Origin of the sequence: Azospirillum oryzae (assembly GCF_900177515.1) — a bacterium.
Lineage (GTDB): Bacteria > Pseudomonadota > Alphaproteobacteria > Azospirillales > Azospirillaceae > Azospirillum > Azospirillum oryzae_A.
Genome location: NZ_FXAK01000010.1, coordinates 300654 through 323560, shown reverse-complemented (window position 1 = coordinate 323560; position 22907 = coordinate 300654). Strand labels below are relative to the sequence as shown.

The following is a 22907-nucleotide window of genomic DNA, read 5'->3' as shown; positions in this document are numbered from 1 at the left end:
CGGAAGAGCCCCCGCCCGAAAGCTCGGGCGAGGGCTCTTTCCGTCTAACTAGACGCTCACTTCAGCCGTCACCCCACCGGGTTGGCGAACAGGAAGTTCTCCGCCGTCAGGCTGTTGCGGTCGACGCCCATCAGCTTGATGGAGTTGAAGGCGCCGAGGTCGATCGACAGGTCGGCGCCGTTCTGCGCCGAGTGGGTCAGCACGTCGTTCAGGCTGCTGAAGCCGGAGATGCTGCGGAGGTCGACCACGTCGCCGCCGGTGCCGGCCTGGAAGTCGCCGATGCAGTCCCACCCGTCGCCGGCATTCTGGACGAAGGTGTCCCGCCCGGCGCCGCCGACCATGTAGTCGTTGCCGCCGTTGCCGGTGATGGTGTCGTTGCCGCTGCCGCCGGCCAGGAATTCCCCGGCCGAGGTGCCGGTGATGGTCTGGCCGGTGGGGCCGGTGGACCCGCCCGTGCCGCCACCCGTGCTGCCGCCCACCGTCGCGAAGGAGAAGTTGGCGGCGGTCAGGCTGCTGCGGGTGACGTTGGCCAGGATGGCGCTGTTGCCGTTGTCGAAGCGGACGACGGTGTTGGCGCCGTCCTGAACGGTGACGGCCATCACCGAGGCGAAATCCTTCAGCCCGTTCCAGCCCGCGACGTTCAGCACGTCGCCGCCGCTGCCGGCCTGGAAATCGCCGATGTAATCCCAGCCGTCGCCCGGCTTGAAGACGAAGCTGTCGCTGCCGGCGCCGCCGACCATATAGTCGTTGCCGGCATTGCTGATGATGGTGTCGTTGCCGCTGCCGCCGGCCAGATAGTCGCGGGCGTCGGTGCCGGTCAGGGTCAGCCCGCCCGTGCCGCCACCGGTGTTGCCGCCCCCGGTGTCACCGCCGCCGGTCGAGCCGCCGGAACCGGCCTGCCCCAGCGTGATGGTGTTGCCCGACAGGCTGATGTCCGACGCGGCGAAGCTGCCGGCGATGCGCAGGGTCATGTCGGACCCGGCGGTGGAATCCAGCCCGACATGGACCAGGGTGACGCCGTTCACCGTCTCCGCCTGGACCTGTCCGGCCTGCAGCGCGCTGCCGGTGCCCGACCCGACGCTGCCGGACAGCGACGCCCCGGCGATGGCGAAGGCATCGCCGGTCACGGCACCGGTGATGCTGGTGAAGCCGTTGGCCTGGGCCGCGGTCATCGTCACCGTGTGACGCTTGCTGCCGGTCAGGGCCAGTGTCTCGACGCTGGTCAGCGTCATGCCGCTGATGTCGATCTTCGGAGAGGCGACGTCGGTGAAATATTCCAGATCGTAGCCGTTGTAGCTGGTCAGGTTGTCCGACCGCAGTTCCAGCGTGTCGGTGCCGGTGCCGCCATCGAAGCTGACGGTGCCGGCATCATACTGGCTGACCACGATGTAGCGGTCGTTGCCGCCCTCGCCATAGAGGGTGTCGGCCTGGGTCTGGGCATAGCTGCCCGAGCTGACGATGCCGGCCAGGATGGTGTCGTCGCCGTCGCCGCCATGGATGGTGTCGCGTTCCCAGTCGCCCTTCATCAGGTCGTTGCCGGCATCGCCATAGAGCAGGTCGGCCCCGCCGCCGCCGGCCACCGTGTCGTTGCCGATCTGCCCATGAAGTTCGTCATTGTCGGCGCGGCCGTACATCAGGTCGGTGCCGCCGCCGCCGAAGATGGTGTCGTTGCCGTCGCCGGCCTCCAGCGTGTCGTTGCCGGCTCCGCCATATTCGACGTCGTTGCCGCCATGGCCCCAGAACCACACCGCGCTGTCGCCGGCGGTCAGGCTGTCGTCATGCTCCGACCCGACCCAGCGCTGGATGTCGACGAAGGTGTCGCCGGCCGCCTCGCCGGTGTTGTTGGCGCCGTTGGTCAGGTCCAGCGTGATGCCGGTGGTGGCGTTCTCGTAGGTGACGATGGTGAAGCCGTTGCCGCCGACATAATGGTCGCCGCCCAGCCCGCCGTTCAGCGTGTCGCCGGCCGACTGGCCGCTGTTGCCGCCGCCGACCAGCGTGTCGTTGCCGGTCCCGCCGAGCAGGCTGTCGTTGCCGGTGCCGCCGACGATGCTGTCGTTGCCGGCCAGCCCGTTGATGGTGTTGCCGCCGTTATCGCCGATCAGCGTGTCGTTGCCGCTGGTCGCCGTGCCGCTGTAGGCCAGAGTGTGCGGCCAGGCCTCCGCCCCCGCGAACGGACGGGCGGCCAGGATCGGGCCGGTCACGACGTCGAGATCCCACGAGCCGCCCTGGTCGGCATGGCCCACCGGATGGCTGGCGGCGGCGACGCGGGCGCCGGTGACGGCGGCCAGACGCTCGACGAAGCGGCGCCCGTTGCTGCCGGCGCCGACGTCGCAGGCATGGATCAGGATCTCGCAGCCGGACGCATCGGGCCAGCGGCGGTCGAACAGGGCGCTTGTGTCGAGCGGCGTCGCCCCCAGCTTCACCACACCCGGCGCGCCATGGGCAATCAGGTGGATCGCGGTGGCACCCGTCGCCGATGCCGTTTCCAGCGCCTCGACCAGCAGGGCGACGGCGTCCTCGTCGGCGGCGACCCGGATCACCGTCATGTCCGGCGCGTGCCGGCCGATCAGCGCATCGATGTCGGACAGACCGGCGTCGGCAAGAATGATCCCGTGCATGAAAACCCCTTTCTGGGGAGTTGTTGGAAATCGTTTTGCTCGACTGTGATGTACGGGATCATGTCCACGGAACAACGTCCAATAAGCCGATCATTCCTTGGGAAGCATCCGCCCCGGCCGGGCGACCTTTTTCTCTCCCGAAGCGCAAGCAGTACAGTCGCTATCGATTTCGACGCCACCCGGCTGGCCCAGCCCGGTGCGGCGGCTTGCCACTCTTTTTCCCAAATCGGGTAGATCCCCGGCCGATTACCTCCAATTCGGGGTGAGGCCCGGCGGGCGCACAAAAAAATAGGGCCACCGGGAAGATCCCGATGGCCCAGTCCAGGAGAGAAGTCGTTCGGCAGGCGGGAAAACCGGTCGCCGGCCTCAATCCGCGAACATGTGCGGCAGCGCCAGGGAGATCGCCGGGACGTAGGTGACCAGCATCAGCGTGACCAGGCAGGCGATGTAGAAGGGCCAGATCGTCCGCACGGCCTGCATGATCGGTATGCGTCCCACCGCGCAGCCGACGAACAGCACCGATCCCACCGGCGGCGTGCAGAGTCCAATGCCGAGGTTCAGGATCAGGATCACGCCGAAATGCACCGGGTCCATGCCGAAGGCCTTGATGACCGGCAGGAAGATCGGCGTGGTGATGATGATCAGCGGCGACATGTCCATGAAGCAGCCGAGCACCAGCAGCGCCACGTTGATCAGCAGGAAGATGACATAGGGGTTGTCGCTGATGCTGCGCATCAGGTTGACGGTCGCGGTCGGCACCTGCATCAGGGCCAGCAGCCACCCGAAGGAGGCGGCGGCGCCGATGACCAGCAGCACCATCGCGGTGGTCCGGGCGGCACCCATGGTGGCGGCGACGAAATCGGTCCAGCTCATGCTGCGGTAGACCGTCAGCGTGATCAGCAGCGCATAGGCCACCGACACCATCGAGCTTTCGGTGGCGGTGAACACGCCCGACCGCACGCCGCCGACGATGATGCCGATCAGCAGCAGGCCCGGCACCGCGTTGATGAAGATGCCGCCGACCGCACCCCAGCCCGGAAAGGTCTCCGACGGGTAGTTGCGCTTGCGGGCGACGTAATAGGCCGCGACCATCAGCAGGCCGGCCAGCAGCAGGCCGGGGACGATGCCAGCGGTGAACAGGTCGGCGATGGAGATCGTGCCGCCGGCCGAGATCGAATAGATGATCATGTTGTGGCTGGGCGGGATCATCAGCGCGATGATCGCCGAGGTCACGGTGATGTTCACCGCGTAATCGACGCCATAGCCGCGCTTCTGCATCTGCGGGATCATCAGCCCGCCGACCGCCGAGGCGTCGGCCACCGCCGAGCCGGACACGCCGCCGAAGAAGGTGGAGGCGGTGACGTTGACCAGCCCCAGCCCGCCGCGGAAATGGCCGACCATGGCCGCCGCCAGCCGCACCAGCTTCTCGGCGATGGCGCCGCGCACCATCAGCTCGCCGGCATAGATGAAGAAGGGGATCGCCATCAGGGCGAAGGCGTTCATGCCCGACGCCATGCGCTGGAAGACGATCAGCGGCGGCATGCCCATGTAGACGATGGTCGCCAGCGACGAGATGCCGAGCACGAAGGCGATCGGCACGCCCAGGAACAGCAGCACCACGAAGGTGCCGAAAAGGATGGTGAGTTCCATGACCGGAGTTCCCCAAGGCAGGGCCGCCGCCGCTTTCGCGCCGGCCGGTGCCGAGTTCTGAATGTGCTGACTGGTCGGCGCCCTGCCATTCGGCGCCCGATTAGACTGTGCCCGCGTTATTCCGCGCCCAGTTATTCCGCGCTGGGCAGCACGGCATGCGCCTGGGCCAGCGCCTCCGCTCCCGCCTGCGACCGGCGTTCCACCAGCAGGTGCAGCGTGCGTTCGATCGAGAACAGGGCGATCAGGACACCGGAGACGGTCAGCGGCAGGTAGGTGAAGCTTTCCGGGATCTCCAGCACCGGGATGGTGGCGCTCCAGGTGCCGATCACCAGATCCAGGCTGTACCAGGCCATCGCCGCCCCGAAGGCGCCGACGATCAGGAAGCTGGCGATGTCCATGCCCACGCGCACGATTTCCGGCACGATGTCGCGGATCAGATCGAGCCCGAGATGGAAGCGCTCGCGCACGCCGACTGCGGCGACAAGCAGGATGAACCACAGCATCAGCAGAAGCGACAGCGGCTCGGTCCAGGACGGGCTGTCGTTGAGGACGAAACGGCCCCAGACCTGCCAGCCGACGGCGGCGGTCATCACCACGAGGCCGGTGGCGCCGAGCCAGAGGGCGATGCGGCTGAGGACGTCGAGCAGGCCGGACAATGCGTCGAGCGCGGTTTTCATGAAGGGACTCCGCACGGGAAAACCGCGCCGGCCGAAGCCGGCGCGGGGGAGAGAGGCCTCACTTGACGGCGCGGATGCGCGCGACGAGGTCCTTCATCTTCGGATCGGTGACGTACTTGGCATAGACAGGCTCGACGGCCTTTTCGAATTCGGCCTTGTCGATCTCGTTGATCTGGACGCCGGCCTCGCGGACGACGGCCTCCGACTTCTTCTCGTTGGCCTGCCACAGCTCGCGCATCTTGGCGACGGACTCCTTGGCCGCCTTGCGGATCAGCGCCTGATCGTCCTTCGACATCTTGTCGTAGGTCTTCTTCGACATCACCAGCACTTCCGGCACCATCGAGTGCTCGGTCAGCGAATAGAACTTGGCGACCTCATAGTGATGGCTGCTCTGATAGCTCGGCCAGTTGTTCTCCGCGCCATCGACGACGCCGGTCTGCAGGCCGCTGTAGACCTCGCCGTAGGGCATCGGCGTCGGATTGGCACCCAGCGCCTTGACCAGATCGATGAACAGGTCCGACTGCTGCACGCGCAGCTTCAGGCCCTTCATGTCGGCCAGCGTCTTGATCGGGCGCTTGCTGTTGTAGAAGCTGCGGGCGCCGGAGTCGTAATAGGCCAGCCCGATCATGCCATGCGATTCGAAGGCCTTCAGGATCTCGTCGCCGATCGCGCCGTCCAGCACCTTGTGCATGTGATCGACCGAGCGGAACAGGAACGGCAGGGCCGGGATGCGGGTCTCGGGAACAATGTTGTTCAGCGCCGCGAAATTGATGCGGTTCATGTCGATGACGCCGAACTGCGTCTGCTGGATGGTGTCCTTCTCCTCGCCCAGCTGGCCCGACGGGAAGACCTTGATGTTGATCCGGCCGTTGGTCTCCTTGGAGAGCAGCTCGCCCATATACTTGACGGCTTCGACGGTCGGATAGCCGTCGGGATGGATTTCCGCCGACCGCAGCGTCACCTGCTGGGCGTTCGCCGCCGACAGGCCGGCGATCAGGGCCATGGCGGTGGAGGCCAGCAGCGTCACAAAGGATTTCATGCTCGTTTCCTCATTTGGTCTTATTGGTGCGTCCGCCACGGCCAAAGCGGTTCCGGCATGAACCGTGCGGGGTTAGTCGGTGAGCGGACGGCCTGCAGCCGTCATCGTCGCGTTCGGTTATATTAATATATCAGATGTTGGAGGCCTCAGCAATCGGGATCGAAGCCATCCGGGAACGAAATCTCGGACGCCTTCCATCATCTGTTCGGCCCCTCATCGATCATACCCCCGGCGGTGGCGGAGCGACAGGGGTGGCACTCCCTTACGCCGGCTCGCCCACCGCGACGGTTCGCCCGCTGTCCGCCGCCTGCAGCAGCGCTTCGATCAGCCGATGGACCTTCAGCGCCTCGCGCCCGTCCACCCGCGGCCGGCGCCCCTGGTCGAGCGCGTCGAGGAAGTCGGACAGCACGGCGCGGTGGTGCTGGTGGGAGAAGGCCATCGGGTCGGCCCCGCCGCCCAGCGTGGCGCCGTCCCGCCCTTCGACGATGCGCTCGCCGGTCACCAGCTGCACCTCCAGCCGGTCGCCGGCCAGCACGGCCGAGCCGCCGGTGCCGGCGATCTCGATCCGCTCCGGATAGCCGGGATAGGCGGCGGTGGTGGCATCGACGGTCGCCAGCATGCCGTTGCCGTAGCGGAGCGCGGCGGCAACCACATCCTCGGTATCCATTCCCGTGTCCGGGCTGCGCAAAACACTCGTCGCGGCGAATCCGGCGACCTCGTCAGGCAGCCCGAGCAGGCTGACGAAGCCGTCCAGCGTGTGGATCGCCTGGGTCAGCAGCACGCCGCCGCCATCGCGCGCCTTCTTCCCCCGACCGGGCTGGGCGTAATAGGCGGCGTCGCGCCACCAGCGCACCGACACCGCCGCCGTCAGCGGGCGGCCCAGCGCGCCGTCGCGCATCAGCCCGGCCAGCCGCTCCACCGACGCCCGGAAGCGGTGCTGCAGTATGACGCCCAGCGTCAGCCCGGCCGCCTCCATCGCCGAGACCACCGCCCGCGCCCCCTCCGGGGTGGCGTCCAGCGGCTTTTCCAGCAGCACATGCTTGCCGGCGGCGGCGCAGCGCGCCACCAGATCGGCATGGGTGTCGGGCGGGGTCAGCAGCAGGACGGCCGACAGCGCCGGGTCCTCCAGCAGCGTCTCCAGCCGGTCGACCACCGGCAGGCCGTGGCGGGCGGCGAAGGCGGCGCGGCGTTCGGCCGACGGGCTGAAGCAGCCCGCCACCTCCACCCGGCCGGCCAGATCAATCAGGCTCTGCGCATGCGGCGGCGAGGCCATGCCCAGCCCGATGACGCCGACGCGGCGGCGGGGATTGTTCGTCATCAGGGTGCTCCGTCCGGAAGGGCAATCCCGTCGGTCAGGCTGCCGGAGAAATAGAGCGGGGCGGCGTTGCGCACGTCGTCCACCGTGATCTGCAGATTGTCCAGATGCCGGATCAGGCTCTGTTCGGCGCGGTCGGGGTCGTGCCCGGCGATGGCCTCGACGATGGCCTCATGCTCGGCGATGACGGTGCGCATGCGGCCGGGAACCGGCAGGGTCAGGCGGCGGCAGCGGTCGAGCTGGACCTTGGCCTGCTGGATGATGCCCCAGAAGCCGGGATATCCCGCCATCTCGGTGATCTGGGCGTGGAACGCCTCGTCGGCCTGATGGAAGCCGTCGGCGTCGCCCTCCGCATCGACCTCGCGCTGCTGTTCCAGGCAGGCGCGGAGCGCCGCGATCTGGCTGCGGGTGGCGCGCTCGGCGGCGAAGCGCACGGTCGCCCGCTCCAGCACCTTGCGGATCACGCCGGCTTCCGGCAGGGCGCCCAAGGGTATGCGGGCGACGAAGGTGCCGGACTGCGGGAAAATCTCGATCAGCCCCTCGTCCGCCAGCCGCAGCACCGCCTCGCGCACCGGCGTGCGGCTGACGCCATAGGCCTCGGCGACCTGTTTCTCGGCGATGGGTTCGCCCGGCTTGCGTTTCAGCGACACGATCTCCGCCCGCAGGTCGCGGTGGATGGCGTCGGCGGCGGTCGGACCGCGCCGCATGTCCCGGCGTGCCGGCGGGCGGCTCAGGAGCGGAGTGGCCTTGGCCGGCAGGATCGGCGTCGTCGATGGTGGGGGAGTCGCAATGGAACCGGTTTTGGCCGGCGGGTTGCCCGATGGCATGGCGTCCAGCCTCCTCAGAAGCGAATGCCACAGAATATTAATATATCAGCTGGAACGGCAAGCAATTTCGCTCGTGACGCATCCGCCCATGGGTGTGACAAAGGCGCCCCCACTCCCGCCATGGCTGTGGAGAGAGGGCGCGACGCCGTTACAGCCCCGCCGCCAGCGTCGTCCCCTGGGCGATGGCGCGCTTGGCGTCCAGCTCCGCCGCGACGTCGGCACCGCCGATCAGGTGGACGGCGATGCCGGCGGCCTCCAGCGGAGCCTGCAGCTCGCGCAGCGGCTCCTGACCGGTGCACAGCACGATGCTGTCGACGGCCAGCGTCTGCACCCGCTCGCGCTTCTCGCCGAAGCTGATGGTCAGCCCCTCGTCGTCGATGCGCTCGTAATTCACGCCGGCCAGCGCCTTGATGTTCTTCATCTTCAACTGCGCCCGATGGATCCAGCCGGTGGTCTTGCCCAAGCCGGCGCCGGGCTTGGTCGCCTTGCGCTGGAGCAGCACGATCTCGCGGGCTGGCGGCGTCAGGTGCGGGCGGACGCCGGCGACGCCGCCGCGCGCCTCGGCCGGGTCGGCCACCCCCCATTCGGCGCGCCACAGCGCCGGGTCGAGGCTGGGCGACGGCGCCTCCTGCGCCAGGAATTCGCTGACGTCGAAGCCGATACCGCCGGCCCCCACCACCGCGACGCGCCGCCCCACCGGCTTGGCGCCGCGCAGCACGTCGACGTAGGTCAGCACCTTGGGGTGGTCCTGGCCGGGGATCTTCGGGTCGCGCGGCACCACCCCGGTCGCCAGCACCACCTCGTCGAACCCGCCACCCGTCAAGTCATCGGTCGTCACCCGCCGCCCCAGATGCAGCGCCACCCCCGTCTCCGCCAGCCGGTTGCGGAAATAGCGCAGCGTCTCGTGGAACTCCTCCTTGCCGGGGATCAGCTTGGCCATGTTGAACTGACCGCCGATCTCATCGGCCGCGTCGAACAGATGGACCTCGTGCCCGCGTTCCGCCGCCGTGGTGGCGCAGGCGAGGCCGGCCGGACCCGCGCCGACCACGGCGACGCGCTTGCGCTTGACGGCGGGGACGATCACCAGCTCCGTCTCGTGGCAGGCGCGCGGGTTGACCAGACAGCTGGCCGTCTTGCCGGAGAAGATGTGGTCCAGGCAGGCCTGGTTGCAGGCGATGCAGGTGTTGATCGCCTCCGGCTTGCCCGCCGCCGCCTTGGCAACGAAGTCCGGATCGGCCAGAAAGGGCCGCGCCATCGACACCATGTCGGCCAGCCCCTCACCGATCACCGCGTCGCCGACCTCGGGCGTGTTGATGCGGTTGGTGGTGCAGAGCGGGATCGATATCCCCCGATCCAACAGGGCACCCTTCAGCTTGCCCGTCACCCAGGCGAAGTTGGCGCGCGGCACGCTGGTGGCGATGGTCGGCACCCGCGCCTCGTGCCAGCCGATGCCGGTGTTGATGATGGTGGCCCCGGCCCGCTCGATGGCCTGGGCAAGCTGCACCACCTCCTCCCAACTGCTGCCGTCGGGGATCAGGTCCAGCATCGACAGCCGGTAGATGATGATGAAATCGCGTCCGACCGCCTCGCGCATGCGCGACACGATCTCCACCGGAAAGCGCATGCGGTTCTCGTAAGCGCCGCCCCATTTGTCGGTGCGCTGGTTGGTGTGGGTCACCAGGAACTGGTTGATGAGGTAGCCTTCCGACCCCATCACCTCCACCCCGTCATAGCCGGCCTCGCGCGCCAGTTCGGCACAGCGGACATAGGCGCGGATCTGGCGCTCCACCCCCCGCCCGGTCAGGGCGCGCGGCGTGAAGGGCGTGATCGGCGACTTGATGCGCGACGGCGCCACCGACAGCGGGCTGTAGGCATAGCGGCCGGCATGCAGGATCTGAAGCGCGATCTTGCCATCTTCGGCATGCACCGCATCGGTGATGACCCGGTGCGCCCGCGCCGCACCATGCCGCGCCAGGGTGGAGCCGAAGGGCGACAGCCATCCCTCCACATTGGGGGAGAAACCGCCGGTCACCATCAGCCCGACCCCGCCGCGCGCCCGCTCGGCGAAATAGGCAGCCAGCCGCGGGAAATGGCGGCGCCGATCCTCCAGCCCGGTGTGCATCGACCCCATCAGCACCCGGTTCTTCAGCACCGTGAAGCCGAGATCGAGCGGGGCCAGCAGATGCGGATAGGGCTGGGGCGCAGGCTGGGTCACGGGACGCTTCCTCCGGTTATGGAACCCGCGCTTCTTGCGGCGCTAGGCAGACGGATGATTGACGGTGCGAAGCCTAGTTCAGGTTGACGTATGCGTCAACTACGTTCCGTAACCACCGCCAACGCCCATGCGGCCCGATCGTTCGCGCATCCCGCTTTCCGCTGTGTGAAAAAGCCGTCCGGCGAACTGGCTCAAGGGCCTGCGCGGCGGTCAAGCTCCCTTCCCAAGGGCCGCCCCTCCATCCGCGGCGGCCAATTCGCGTAACCGGGAGTTCGGTCATGGTGCAATTCGCCGCCAATCTGACGATGCTCTACAACGAGCGTCCCTTTCTCGACCGATTCGCCGCGGCGGCCGATGCCGGCTTCCGTGGGGTCGAGTACCTGTTTCCCTATGATTTCCCCGCCGACGCGCTGGCCGAGAAGCTGCGCCAGCATGGGCTGACCCAGGTCCTGCACAATCTGCCGGCCGGCAACTGGGGCGGCGGCGAGCGCGGCATCGCCATCATGCCCGACCGCGTGCAGGAATTCCGCGACGGCGTCGCCCGCGCCATCGACTATGCCGGCACGCTGGGCTGCAAACAGGTCAACTGCCTCGTCGGCATCCTGCCGCAAGGGACAGCCGGGGGCGGGGACGCCGCCGCGGCCGAAAGCACGCTGGTCGGCAACCTCGCCTATGCCGCCGACGCGCTGGCCGGCGCCGGGATCAAGCTGCTGGTCGAGCCGATCAACACCCGCGACATCCCAGGCTTCTACCTGACCCGCACGAAACAGGCGCTGGACCTGATCGACAAGGTCGGCTCCGGCAATCTGTACGTGCAGTACGACATCTACCACATGCAGATCATGGAAGGCGATCTGGCCCGCACGATCGAGGCCAACCTCTCCCGCATCGCCCATGTCCAGCTGGCCGACAACCCCGGCCGCAATGAGCCCGGCACCGGCGAGATCAATTATCCCTTCCTGTTCAAGCATCTGGACGCCATCGGCTACAGCGGCTGGGTCGGCTGCGAATACAAGCCGAAGACGACGACGGACGAGGGGCTCGGCTGGTTCGCCCCCTACAGGACCGAACCGGCGACCGCCTGAAACGCCCCCAACATCACGCGAGAAAGGACCAAAGTCATGAAGGTCGGATTCATCGGTCTCGGCATCATGGGCACCCCGATGGTGGGGCATCTGCTGGACGCCGGTCACACGCTCTATGTCCACGACCTCAAGCCGGTCCCGGCCGAGCTGACCGACAAGGGCGCCATCCCCTGCCCGAGCGGCGCGGAGGTCGCGGCAGCGGCCGAGGTCATCATCACCATGGTGCCGGACACCCCCCATGTCGGCGCCGCCCTGTTCGGCGAGAACGGCGTCGCCGCCGGCTTGTCGTCGGGCAAGATCGTGGTCGACATGTCCTCGATCTCGCCGATCGAGACCAAGGAATACGCCAAGCGCATCAACGACCTGGGCTGCGCCTACCTCGACGCCCCGGTGTCGGGCGGCGAGGTCGGGGCCAAGGCCGCCTCGCTGACCATCATGGTCGGCGGCCCGCAGGAGGCGTTCGACACGGTCAAGCCGCTGTTCGACAAGATGGGCAAGAACGTTACGCTGGTCGGCGGCAACGGCGACGGCCAGACCACCAAGGTCGCCAACCAGATCATCGTCGCGCTGACCATCGAGGCGGTGGCCGAGGCCCTGCTGTTCGCGTCGAAGGCCGGCGCCGATCCGGCCAAGGTCCGTCAGGCGCTGATGGGCGGCTTCGCCTCCTCCCGCATCCTGGAGGTCCATGGCGAGCGGATGATCAACCGCAACTTCAACCCCGGCTTCCGCATCGAGCTGCACCAGAAGGACCTGAACCTGGCGCTGAGCGGCGCCAAGGCGCTGAACCTGTCGCTGCCGCACACCGCCAGCTGCCAGCAGCTGTTCAACGCCTGCGCCGCGCAGGGCGGCTCGGCCTGGGATCACTCCGGCATGCTCCGCGCGCTGGAGCTGCTGGCCGGGCATGAGGTCGGGTCGAAGTGAGCTTAGGTTCGGCGCCGGGTTGCCCCCTCCCTTCCCATGCTGACGCATGGGCCCCTTCCCTCCCCCGCTTCGCGGTAGAGGGAGGTGGGCGCGAAAGCGGCGGAGTTCCCTCTCCCGCGAAGCGGGGGAGGGTTAGGGAGGGGGCAACCGGCGCCACCCACCAAACACCACCCCACCCAAACCATTGGCCAACCCCGCATTCCCGTGCATTCTAAGCGCCCCGCCTCCACGACGCCCGAGCGACCATGACCAGCACCGACGCCCTGCTCCACGACCTGTTCCAGGCGGCCCTCACCGCGGTGACCGCCGAGACCCGGCTGCCGGCGGCCCTGCCGCAGCCGCCGAAGGGCCGCACGGTGGTCATCGGCGCCGGCAAAGCGGCGGCGGCCATGGCGAAGACGGTGGAGGACAATTGGCCGGGGCCGCTGACCGGCCTCGTCGTCACCCGTTACGACCACGACCTGCCGACCGAGCGGATCGAGGTGGTGCAGGCCAGCCACCCGGTGCCCGACGCCGCCGGGCAGGAGGCCGCCCGCCGCATCGTCGACATGGTGCAGGGGCTGACCGCCGACGACCTCGTACTGTGCCTGATCTCCGGCGGCGGCTCCGCCCTGCTGGCCTTGCCGGCGCCCGGCATCACGCTGGAGGACAAGCGCGCCGTCGCCAAGGCGCTGCTGAAGAGCGGCGCCGACATCGGCGAGATGAACTGCGTGCGCAAGCACCTGTCGGCGGTGAAGGGCGGCCGGCTCGCCGCCATGGCCCACCCGGCCCGCGTCGTCTCGCTGCTGGTGTCCGACGTGCCGGGCGACGACCCGTCGGTGATCGCCAGCGGCCCGACCGTGCCCGACCCGACCAGCTTCGCCGATGCCCGCGCCATCCTGGCCAAATACAACATCACCCCGCCGCCCGCCGTCGCCGCCTTCCTGGCGGCCGCGGAGGACGAGACGCCGAAGCCCGGCGACCCACGCCTCGGCGGCGCCGAGACCACCATCATCGCCACCCCGCAGGACGCGCTTGAAGCGGCGGCGTCCCTCGCCCGCGACCGCGGCTACACCCCGGTCATCCTCGGCGACGCCATCGAGGGCGAAGCGCGCGAGGTCGCCAAGGTCCATGCCGGCATCGCCCGGCAGGTTGCCCGCCATGGCCAGCCGGCCGCGGTTCCCGCCGTGATCCTGTCCGGCGGCGAGACCACGGTGACGGTGCGCGGCCAGGGCCGCGGCGGCCGCAACGTCGAATTCCTGCTGGCACTGGCGGTGGCGCTCGACGGCCAGCCCGGCATCTGGGCCGCCGCCTTCGACACCGACGGCATCGACGGGACGGAGGACAATGCCGGCGCCATCCTGCGTCCCGACACGCTGAAGCGCGCGGAGGAGAAGGGCCTCGACGCCAAGGCCTTCCTCGCCGACAACGACGGCTACAGCTTCTTCAAGGCGCTGGGCGATCTGGTCGTCACCGGCCCGACCCGCACCAACGTCAACGACTTCCGGGTGATCGTCATCGACCGCAGCTGACGGCACAGCTGACGGTGGGGCGACCTACAGCGAGAAGGTCGCCACCACCGGCGCGTGGTAGCTGACCGGCGACGGCTCGTCGGCATGGTCGACCTCGTCGGTCAGGTCCTCGTTGTGGATGGCGATGTCGCGCAGCCGCTCGGTCAGGCGCGGCGAGGTCATCAGATGGTCCAGCAGCACCGCCGTGCCGGCATGCAGCACGGTGTAGCGCCGCTCTTCCGGGATCGCCTCCTCCAACGGCTCCAGCACGCGGCCCGCCAGGTCTGGATTGCCGGTGAAGTCGGAGGCGGCGCGGATGATGCGGACGGCGGTCTGCTCCAGATCGGCGTTGCAGTCGCCGGCCACCACGATCAGCGCATCGGGATCGGCGTCGAACAGCCGGTCCACCGCCATCCGTGTCTCCAGCGCCTGCCCCGCCCGCTTGATCGAGGCGAGATAGAAGCCCTCGGCCCAGCCGGACGCCGTCTTCCAGGTCTGGGCCCCGGCCTTCTGCCCGGGCACCGGCGCGGCGATGGGCGCGCGCAGATGCAGGTCGAAGACATGCAGGATGCGCCCGTCCGGCATCTCCACCTCGGCATGCAGCACCGGCCGGTCCCAGCCGACCTCCGTCTCCCCCTCCGCCACCGGGTCGGCGGTGGCGAGGCGCACGCGGGCCGGCGGCACCAGATGATGGCGCAGCAGCCGCGCCGCCCGGATCGGCCAGCGGCTGACGATCACCGGATTGTGGCGGTCGGCCGGCGACGGGCCATCGCCGGCGGTGACGTGGTAACCGGCATAGCGCGTGCCCTCCAGCAGGCGGGTCAGCGCGCGCAGCGTCCGCGGCTCGCTCTTCACCGGATGCTGGGCGTCGACCTCCTGCAGGCAGAGGATATCGGCCTCCAGCCGCTCCAGCTGCGGGCGCAGCGTGGCGATCCGCGCCTCGAAGGGCGGCTCGTCGGCATCGTCGTCCAGGTTTTCCAGGTTGAAGGTGGCGATCCGGAACAGCGTGTCGGCCATGAAGCGCTCCGCGGAAGGACGGCGGGTGTCGGCGGCGCAGCCCATAGCTGACGAAACGCCGCCGGTCGAGCTTATCAGAACAGCTCGACGTCGCCTTCGATCCGCGACTTGCGCAGATGCTCGATGTAGGACGATTCGTTGCGGGCGATGTCGTGCAGCGTCTCGTCGCCGATCAGCCGGCGCTGGCTGCGCCCGGTGGTGGGGAAGAAGCGCACGGCACGCGGGCTGGCGCCGCCGACATCCCAGCTGACGGTGGGGATGCCCTCCGTCGCCAGGTACTCCATCACGAATTCGACGTTGCGCTGGCCGATGTTGGCGCTGCGCAGCGTGGTCAGGTTGACGTTGGCGCCGCCGAACAGCTTGGCGCGCAGCCGGTCGCGCCGGCCGGTGACCTTCAGCAGCCGGTTGATCAGTTGCTCCATCGCCGTGGCGCCGTAGCGCGAGGACAGCGACAGCGTGTCGCTTCCGGCGTCGGGCAGCAGGAAATGGTTCATCCCGCCGATCTCCGCCACCGGATCATACAGGCAGGCGGCGACGCAGGAGCCCAGCGTGGTGGTGATGACGACGTTCGGGTCGTCGGTGACGACGCAGCCGCCGACAACGATGTTGACGACCTCCGCCCCCAGCCGCCGGTCGTGATAGCGGTTGGCGGCAACATCCTGACGTTCCAGCCGGCGGCGCAGGACGCTGCGCGCGGTAGAGGTGCAGGAACGGTCTGTCATCATCGGATCTGGGGTTCTCTCTGCAGGGTGTGCACGGATATGGGGCGGCCGGGCCGGCGATCAATCCGTTACAGGTCGATTACGGCCGCTTCAACTTTGACCTGCATTTTAGCGAGGACACCATCTTCGTTCCTATGACTTATGTCAGTCAATAGGTGGAAGCCCACCGCTCCAGGATTTCGCCCTGCAACCGGCGGGCACCGGCGGCCCAGGTGCGCGCCTCCGCCGGCGTCGCGGTCACCCGGCGGTCGAGCGCGGCATCCATCGCCGCCCGGCGCGCGGGATCGGCGATGAACAGGACGAAGCCCAGCCTCCGGCCGCTGGCCACCGTCAGCAGCCCGGCCAGCCCCTTGACGTAGGCCAGCGTGCCCGATTTGGCATGGACGCCGGGGGGCAGCGCCTTGCCGTCCTCCTCCCCCGGCAGCAGGTCCCACAGGGCGGGTCCGCCGGCCCGCAGCAGCGCCGCCATCTGCCGCGGCGTGGCGCGCGACCCGGTGCCCAGCCCGGAATGGTTGGCCAGTTGCAGACCGTTCCAGTTCGCCGCTCCAATCGGCTGCCGCGTCAGCCAGCCTTGCAGCAGTCCCGCCGACCGCTGCAGGGTGGTGGCCGACGGATCCAGCCGGCGCGACGCGGCGAGCCCGATCACCTCGGCCGACAAATTGTTGGAATGGCGCAGCAGCCCGCGCGCCAGCTCCGCCAGCGGCAGGCTGTCCAGCACCGCCAGCGCCGGTGCTCCGGATGGCGCCCCACCGGCCGCCCTTCCGGCCACGGGCGCCGGCAGGGCGATGCCGGCATCGGCGGCCAGCCGGCGGAACAGCGTGGCGGCGGCCAGCCCCGGCCGCGCCACCGGCACCCAGGCGGCCCCCGCCTCGCCGGAGGCGGGCGGGGCCATCAGCCAGCGGTCCACCCCGTCCGGCAGCAGCGGAAACCCTCCGCCCGCCGCCATCGGCCGGACCGCGACGCTGTCCAGCGGCAGCCGCCCGGCATCGGCCACCGTCAGCGCGTCCGGCCCGGCAGGAGTGCCGCCGCGCCGCCAGCTCAGCAGGGCCCGGTTGTAGTTCAGCGACAGCGCCCCGACCCCGGTGTTGTAAGGCGCGGCCCAGGGCTGTCCGGAATCGATCTCCGCCAGTTCGGGCAGCAGCGCGGTGTCGTACAGGAACCGCCCCGCCACCTGCCGCAAACCGGCGGCACCGAGGCCGGCCAGCAGCTGCAGCAGCCCTTCGGTCGCCAGGGCCGGATCGCCGCCGCCCTGCAGGATCAGATCGCCGCGCAGCACCCCGCCCTCCAGCGGCCCGGTCCCCAGCAGGCGGGTGGCGAAGCGGTGATCCGGCCCCAGCAGCGCCAGCGCCGCCGCCACAGTCGGCAGCTTCGCCACCGACGCCGGGATGAAGGCGGTGTCCGCCGCCCGCTCCTCCAGGGCCCGTCCGCTGTCGGGATCGAACAGGAAATATCCGACCGAACCACTTTCTAAACCATTGGTGGCATTCTGCGGTCCCGTAGCCCAGGCGACACGCGCCGGTAGGGCAAGCGCCCCAAGCAGACCGAGAAGCGGTCGGCGGCCCATGGACAGCCGCGATGTGGGACAGGACGGGTTGCTGTCCGATTGTCGGTTTGCGGTCAAGGTCAGGGTCTTTCCGCTTCTGATGTTAAGGTTCATAAAGTATTTTGGTGAAAAATCGCTGGAAATAGCGGGTGGGGACGTAGCCGGACACCATGCCGGGTGGGGGCATGGTCAAGGGGGGACGCTATGGCGATGTCCAAACGGCGCGAAGCGCGCTTCGAGGTGGTGGTCGAACAGGGCGGCAAGCCCAACATCGACGGCGTCTTCGACGACGAGAAGTCGGCGACGGAACGCGCCAACTTCCTGTTGCGCCTTGCCAAGTTCCCGGTGGTGCGCGTGGTGAAGGTCACCGGCACCGGACGGGAGGAGACGATCTTCCAGAAGACCTCCTCCGGCGGCGCCAAGCTGACGAACATTTCGCCGATCGACAGCGCCAACCTCTGCACCGACGTGCTGCAGGTCTTCTCCTTCGACAGCCGGATGACCCTGCTGCGGTTGCTGCGCGGTTATTGGGACGACCAGGGCGTCATTCCGTCCGAACAGCTCCACCGCTACTATCCGTTGCGCTATTTCGAGCGTGAGGCGCTGCTGTTCAACCCCTCGATCAGCCGCCTCGCCACCCTCCAGGCGCCGATGCTGGGGGTGAAGCCGCATGAGCGCTACGACCAGCTCAGCCGCCTGTTCGCGACGCTGAAGGACCTCGCCCAGAAATCGGACACGCTGGCCCCCTTTGACCAGGCGCTGATGCGCGGCGGAGTTTCCGGCCTGCTGCTGGCCGCCGTCGACCGCCCGGCGGAGGAGCGCGACCGCATCGTCACCCACGCCTTCGGCACCCTGCTGGAACCGCACCGCGAATGGGGGGCCAAGCTGACCGCCGTCCTGCGCCTGCACAATGAAGAGGACGGCGAAAGCACCCGGCTGGTCGACGAATTCGCGGCGGAGATCACCGACGGGCGGGAGCCGATCCGCGCCCTGATCGGCTATTCGCCCGACCTCGCCTCCGCCATCCTGGCGCTGCTGGCGGCGTTGCGCGGCGACCTGGACGACCGGCTGCCCCACACCGAACCGCTGCTGGCGCTGTCCAACGCCCTGGCCTCCGACGGGACCGGGCTCGGCTTCGCCCGCACGCGCGAGGCGCTGCTGAATCGCATCCGCGGCGGGCTGGACGGGCTGACCCCGCTGACCCGCACCGGGGCGGCCAGCGACGCCCGCGCCTTCTCCACCATCGTCGACGGCATGATCGCCTTCGACGGCTACATGGGCGGGCCGGCGATGGCGGAGTCGCTGACCCGCCGCGGCAAGACCGTCTGGGCGACCGGCGGCAGCGACCTGCCCTTCGAGGAGACGATGACGCGGCTGGCCGGCCGCTTCAACACGGCGGCGGGGCGGCTCGGCTATCTGCTCGACCTCGGCGCCAGCCCCTACGGCCACAAGAAGATCAGCGTCGTCATCCAGCGCGTCGCCGACGAGTTCAACCGGGTGAAGTCCGCGGCGGAGCTGGCGGCCCCTGGCGCCTCCATCCAGGAGGTGCGCGAAGGGCTGGGCCGCCGCCTGCGCGCCGCCGGCATCCCGCGGGCCCTGGCGGACGGGCTGATCGCCAAGATCGCCGCCATCCCCGATGACCGGCGCGTTTCGGTGACCGGCAGCGGCGTCGCGGCGGGCCAGCGCATGGCGGCCCTGCCGGCTGCCCGGCCGACGGACATGACCGTCGACATGCAGGCGCCGCCGATGCCGGCCGCCCGCCTGACGCTCAGCTACCAGGGCCGGACGGTGGCCCTGCGCGACGCCGGCGAAGACGTCGTGATCGGCCGTGCCGCCGAATGCGGGATCGTGCTGGACCATGCCTCCGCCTCGCGCCGCCATGCGGTGGTGCGGCTGCGCGACGGCGCCTTCACGCTGGAGGATCTCAGCCGCAACGGCACCCGTCTGGTGCCGCAGGACGGCGAACAGCGGCTGCTGAAGCTGGGCGACGTGGCGCCGCTGTCCGGCCGGGGGGAGATCGTCATCGGCTCCCTCGACCTCGGCGAACATCCGGCGCGCATCGCCTGGGATTTGTCCGGACGCTGAAAGGCCGCTCAGTCGCCGGCGCAGGCTTCGGCCGCAAGTTCGGTATTGGCGGTCATCCGGGCGTCCAGCATCGCCACCGCCCACACCGCCAGACCGCCCAGCGCCAGCGCCGCACCGACCCAGCCGGTGGATGTCCAGCCCAGCCCGGCGGCGATCGCCATGCCGCCCAGCCAGGGGCCCAGCGCGTTGGCGGCGTTGAAGGCGCTGTGGTTCAGCGCGGCGGCCAGCGTCTGCGCATCCTCCGCCACATCCATCAGCCGGGCCTGCAGGGGCGTGCCCAGCCCGCCGCCGCAGCCGATCATGAAGACGACCACCGACACCAGCCAGATATTGCCGGCGGCGAAGGGATAGAGCGCCAGCGACCCGGCGCTCCACAGCAGGACGAAGGCGACGGTCGGCATCAGGGCGCGGTCGGCGGCCCAGGCGCTGACCAGCGTGCCGACGGTCATGCCGGCGCCGAACACCGCCAGCACCACCGGCACCACCGCCGGCGACACCTGCGTCACCTCCATCAGGGTCGAGGCGACATAGGTGTAGACCGCGAACATGCCGCCGAAGCCGATGGCGCCGATGCCCAGCGTCAGCCAGACCTGCCGCCGCTTCAGCGCCCCCAGCTCCCGCAGCGGACTCGACTCCGGATGCGGCCGGTCGTTGGGGGCGAAGATCCAGACCAGCAGCACCGTCAGCAGGGCGAGCAGCCCGACCACGCCGAAGCCCCAGCGCCAGCCCAGCGCCTGCCCGATCCAGTTGGCCATCGGCACGCCGACGATGGTCGCCACCGTCAGCCCCAGCATGGTCCGCGCCACCGCCTGCGCCCGGCGCTGCGGCGGCACCAGCGAGGCGGCGACCAGCGCCGCGACGCCGAAATAGGCGCCGTGCGGCAGCCCGCTCAGGAAGCGAAAGACCAGCATCCAGCCGTAGGAGGGCGAGAAGGCGCTGGCCACATTGGCGGCGGCGAACACCGCCATCAGCCCGATCAGCAGGGTCCGCCGCGCCAGCCTTGCCGCCAGAACCGCGATGATCGGCGCGCCCACCACAACGCCCAGCGCATAGGCGCTGATGACGTGGCCGGCGGTCGGCTCGTCGATTCCCAGGCCCCGGGCGAAATAGGGCAGCAGGCTCATCGTCGCGAATTCGGTCGTTCCGATGGCGAAACCGCCCATGGCGAGCGCCAGCAGCACCAGCCCGGGATGGGCCGGGGTCAGCTGTGTCCCGGCACGCATGTCGCCATTATGGCCGGCAGAAGCCATGGTCGTTACTCCGCTGTCGCGCAGGATGGGAACGGGAAGGGCCCGGCGGCAGGGAGAGACGGAAAGCAACCGGGGCGAGGTCAGGATATTTGCCCGACCCCCGCTGAGGCAATCCGCCGCAGGCCGCCATTTCCGCAGGTGCGAAATGAGCGGCGGGCATGGCTAGCGTGGGAATCCTCCCGGTGGAGCGGCCCGCTTCGCCCTGCCTACGCGACTGCTTACGCCACGGCCGCCATCGGCGTCAGGCCGTGGGTCAGACGCTCCACCTCGCGGTCGAACACCTCCTGGTCGGCGTCGGACAGGTCGAACTTCACGTGCAGCCGGTCATGCTCGCTGGACTTGATGCGGGCGGTCAGCGGGCGGGTCACCCCATCGATGCGCAAGCTCAGTGTCCGGCCGCTCACGCCGCCGATCATCTGGTCCGGCACGCCGGTCAGCATGGCGCCGCCCGCCGACAGGTTGGCGACGGTGGCGCGCATCGGTGCGGCGCCGGCCCCCTCCAGCACGCAGCCGACCGACAGGGCGAAGCGCGGGCGCTGGCGGCGGTCGACGTCGGTGGTGGCGGTGCGGACGACGCGGATCAGCACGTTGCGCAGGGAATCGATGCCGCCGGCGACATCGACGGCGACCGTCCGCACCTCTCCGGCGCGGCTCTGGGTCGCGTCGGCCTCGGCGGAGACACGGCGGATGCGCACCGACACCTCCTTCGCCGCGTCGCTGGTCTGGCTGACGGAGCGGGCGATCTCCTGGGTCGCCGCCGCCTGCTCCTCGACCGCGGCGGCGATGGAGGACGAGATGCCGGCCACCTCGTCGATGGTGTCCGACACCTCGCCGACGGCGCCGACCGCCGATGCCGTCACCGATTCCACCTCGGCGATCAGCGAGCCGATCTCCTCGGTCGACCGCGCGGTCTGGCTGGCGAGATTCTTCACCTCGTTCGCCACCACGGCGAAACCGCGCCCGGCCTCGCCGGCCCGCGCCGCCTCGATGGTGGCGTTCAGCGCCAGCAGGTTGGTCTGGCTGGCGATGTCGCCGATCAGCCGGGCGACCGCGCCGATCCGCTCGACCGAGGCCGACAGCCGTTCGATGGTGGACCGCGCCAGCCCGGCCCGCTCCACCGCGCGGCCGGTCACCCGCGTGGCGGCGGACACCTGCATGCCGATGTCGCCGATGGCGGCCGACAGTTCCTCCGTCGCGGCGGCGACGGTCTCGGCATTGCTCAGCGCCTGCTGGGCGGCGGCGGCGACGTTCTGGGCGTTGTCGCTGACCTGCACCGCCGATTCCGCCATGGCGCCGGCATTGCTGCTCATTCGGCTGGTACGCTCGGCCACATGATCGACGGCGACGCGGGTCTCGCGCTCCACCTTCTCCGCCATCGACTCCAGCGCCTGGCGCCGCTCCTCCTCGCCGCGGCGGCGGGTCTCCTCCTGGGCGGCGCGCAGGCGCGCATTCTCCTGCGCACCCTCCTGGAAAACGCGGACGGTGTCGGCCATGTGGCCGATCTCGTCCCGGCGCTCGGTCAGGCCGATCTCGACATCCAGATTGCCGCCGGCCAGCGCCACCATGGCGCGGCGCAGCCGCTCCATCGGGCGGATCATCGCCGCCTCCAGGAACACGACGCAGGCCGCGGCCATCAGCAGGATCGCCAGCCCGGCGCCGATCAGGGTCCAGCGCAGCCCGTCCGCCGTGTCCCGCACCGCCTCGATGCCCGCGGTCAGTTCCTTCAGCCGATCCGAACTGACGGCGACCACGCTGGCGCCCAGCGCCTCCAGGCTGTCGCCCATGGCGTCGGCGACCTGGTCGAACTGGCCCATGATCGGGTTGCCGGCCGCCGGGCCGCCGTCGACATAGGCCTGCGCCATGCGCCGCCCCATCTCGTAATAGGGGCCGAAGGCCTTGTTGGTGCGCTCGATCTCCGCCACCACCTGCGGCAGTTTCAGCGCCCGCGCCAGTTCGGCCGCCCTGGCGGTGTGCTCCGCGAAGCGGCGGGCGTAATCCGCCGCCTTTTCCGGCCCGTCATTCATCCCGTCCAGCCCGCGGGTGGCCGACACGTCGGTCAGCCACTGCTGGGTCTGCACCACGTCGAACCGGATCTCGCCCACAAGCGACACCAGGGGGATGACGCTGCCGACCACGTCGTGCGTCTCGCGCTGGACGTCGGACAGGCGATCGGTTTGCCGCCCCATGTCGCGCATGGTGAGGACGGAGGACAGGCCGACCGCGGCGAAGACGAACACCGCGACCGCCACAACCTTCGCCCGGATCGAGATGACGTGGAGAATGTTGCCGGCAGCGATCATGGTGAGGACTTCATTGGTTAAGAGTACGAATGATCGGCGGCGGCCGATCACCACGCACTCTAGACCTTTCAAACCATTCCGTCACCGGTATCACTGATAATACCAAAGATCTGCGACCGCAGGTCGCTGTTTTCCTTTGGCAATGACCTCATC

Annotated in this window: 16 protein-coding genes; 4 read left to right on the top strand and 12 right to left on the bottom strand. The window is 69.4% G+C overall.

Features of this window, described 5'->3' with window-relative positions; all coding sequences use genetic code 11:
• Positions 1-68 precede the first annotated feature (68 nt).
• From B9N97_RS33210 to B9N97_RS33180, 7 genes are all read right to left on the bottom strand, one after another.
• Positions 69-2618 carry a DUF4347 domain-containing protein gene (locus B9N97_RS33210; RefSeq protein ID WP_085092086.1) on the bottom strand — a complete coding sequence of 850 codons (2550 nt, stop codon included), beginning with the start codon at positions 2616-2618 and terminating at the stop codon, positions 69-71.
• A 366-nt stretch (positions 2619-2984) separates the two neighbouring features.
• On the bottom strand, positions 2985-4268 hold the full coding sequence (locus B9N97_RS33205; RefSeq protein WP_085092085.1) for a TRAP transporter large permease: 1284 nt from the start codon (positions 4266-4268) through the stop codon (positions 2985-2987).
• 131 nt (positions 4269-4399) lie between these two features.
• Positions 4400-4945, bottom strand: a complete 546-nt coding sequence (locus B9N97_RS33200; RefSeq protein ID WP_085092084.1) for a TRAP transporter small permease — start codon at positions 4943-4945, stop codon at positions 4400-4402.
• 58 nt (positions 4946-5003) lie between these two features.
• Positions 5004-5984 carry a TRAP transporter substrate-binding protein gene (locus B9N97_RS33195; protein ID WP_085092083.1) on the bottom strand — a complete coding sequence of 327 codons (981 nt, stop codon included), beginning with the start codon at positions 5982-5984 and terminating at the stop codon, positions 5004-5006.
• A 262-nt stretch (positions 5985-6246) separates the two neighbouring features.
• Positions 6247-7302, bottom strand: coding sequence for a Gfo/Idh/MocA family protein (locus tag B9N97_RS33190; protein ID WP_085092082.1), 1056 nt, complete (start codon positions 7300-7302; stop codon positions 6247-6249).
• Complete coding sequence (locus B9N97_RS33185) at positions 7302-8126, bottom strand: GntR family transcriptional regulator (RefSeq protein WP_085092081.1); 825 nt, start codon at positions 8124-8126, stop codon at positions 7302-7304. The genes B9N97_RS33190 and B9N97_RS33185 overlap by 1 nt, the downstream gene beginning before the upstream one ends.
• A 148-nt stretch (positions 8127-8274) precedes the next feature.
• The gene (locus tag B9N97_RS33180; RefSeq protein WP_085092080.1) at positions 8275-10341 is read right to left on the bottom strand and encodes an NADPH-dependent 2,4-dienoyl-CoA reductase; all 2067 of its coding nucleotides are present in this window, start codon (positions 10339-10341) and stop codon (positions 8275-8277) included.
• Positions 10342-10619: 278 nt separating this feature from the next.
• Here B9N97_RS33180 and hyi point away from each other — a divergent pair, with 278 nt between their 5' ends.
• The 3 genes from hyi (at position 10620) to B9N97_RS33165 (ending at position 13858) form a co-directional block, all read left to right on the top strand.
• Positions 10620-11426, top strand: coding sequence for a hydroxypyruvate isomerase (hyi, locus tag B9N97_RS33175; protein WP_085092079.1), 807 nt, complete (start codon positions 10620-10622; stop codon positions 11424-11426).
• 36 nt (positions 11427-11462) lie between these two features.
• Positions 11463-12347: a 2-hydroxy-3-oxopropionate reductase gene (gene glxR, locus B9N97_RS33170; protein WP_085092078.1), complete on the top strand. Its 885-nt coding sequence runs from the start codon at positions 11463-11465 to the stop codon at positions 12345-12347.
• A 245-nt stretch (positions 12348-12592) separates the two neighbouring features.
• Positions 12593-13858 carry a glycerate kinase type-2 family protein gene (locus B9N97_RS33165; protein WP_085092077.1) on the top strand — a complete coding sequence of 422 codons (1266 nt, stop codon included), beginning with the start codon at positions 12593-12595 and terminating at the stop codon, positions 13856-13858.
• A gap of 24 nt (positions 13859-13882) precedes the next feature.
• Here B9N97_RS33165 and B9N97_RS33160 read toward each other — a convergent pair whose 3' ends face one another.
• The 3 genes from B9N97_RS33160 to B9N97_RS33150 form a co-directional block, all read right to left on the bottom strand.
• Complete coding sequence (locus B9N97_RS33160) at positions 13883-14854, bottom strand: endonuclease/exonuclease/phosphatase family protein (protein ID WP_085092355.1); 972 nt, start codon at positions 14852-14854, stop codon at positions 13883-13885.
• 74 nt (positions 14855-14928) lie between these two features.
• Entirely contained in the window at positions 14929-15579 is a 651-nt protein-coding gene (locus tag B9N97_RS33155) for a chemotaxis protein (RefSeq protein WP_085092076.1), read from the bottom strand.
• A gap of 145 nt (positions 15580-15724) precedes the next feature.
• A complete protein-coding gene (locus B9N97_RS33150; protein ID WP_244561068.1) occupies positions 15725-17197 on the bottom strand; it encodes a D-alanyl-D-alanine carboxypeptidase/D-alanyl-D-alanine-endopeptidase in 1473 nt (490 codons plus the stop codon).
• Between the two features lie 126 nt (positions 17198-17323).
• On the opposite strand from B9N97_RS33150, the gene B9N97_RS33145 reads away from it, so the two are divergent.
• Positions 17324-19204, top strand: a complete 1881-nt coding sequence (locus B9N97_RS33145) for an FHA domain-containing protein (RefSeq protein WP_085092074.1) — start codon at positions 17324-17326, stop codon at positions 19202-19204.
• An 8-nt stretch (positions 19205-19212) separates the two neighbouring features.
• Here B9N97_RS33145 and B9N97_RS33140 read toward each other — a convergent pair whose 3' ends face one another.
• A complete protein-coding gene (locus tag B9N97_RS33140; protein WP_085092073.1) occupies positions 19213-20454 on the bottom strand; it encodes an MFS transporter in 1242 nt (413 codons plus the stop codon).
• A 218-nt stretch (positions 20455-20672) separates the two neighbouring features.
• Complete coding sequence (locus B9N97_RS33135; protein ID WP_244561067.1) at positions 20673-22754, bottom strand: methyl-accepting chemotaxis protein; 2082 nt, start codon at positions 22752-22754, stop codon at positions 20673-20675.
• Between the last annotated feature and the right edge of the window lie 153 nt (positions 22755-22907).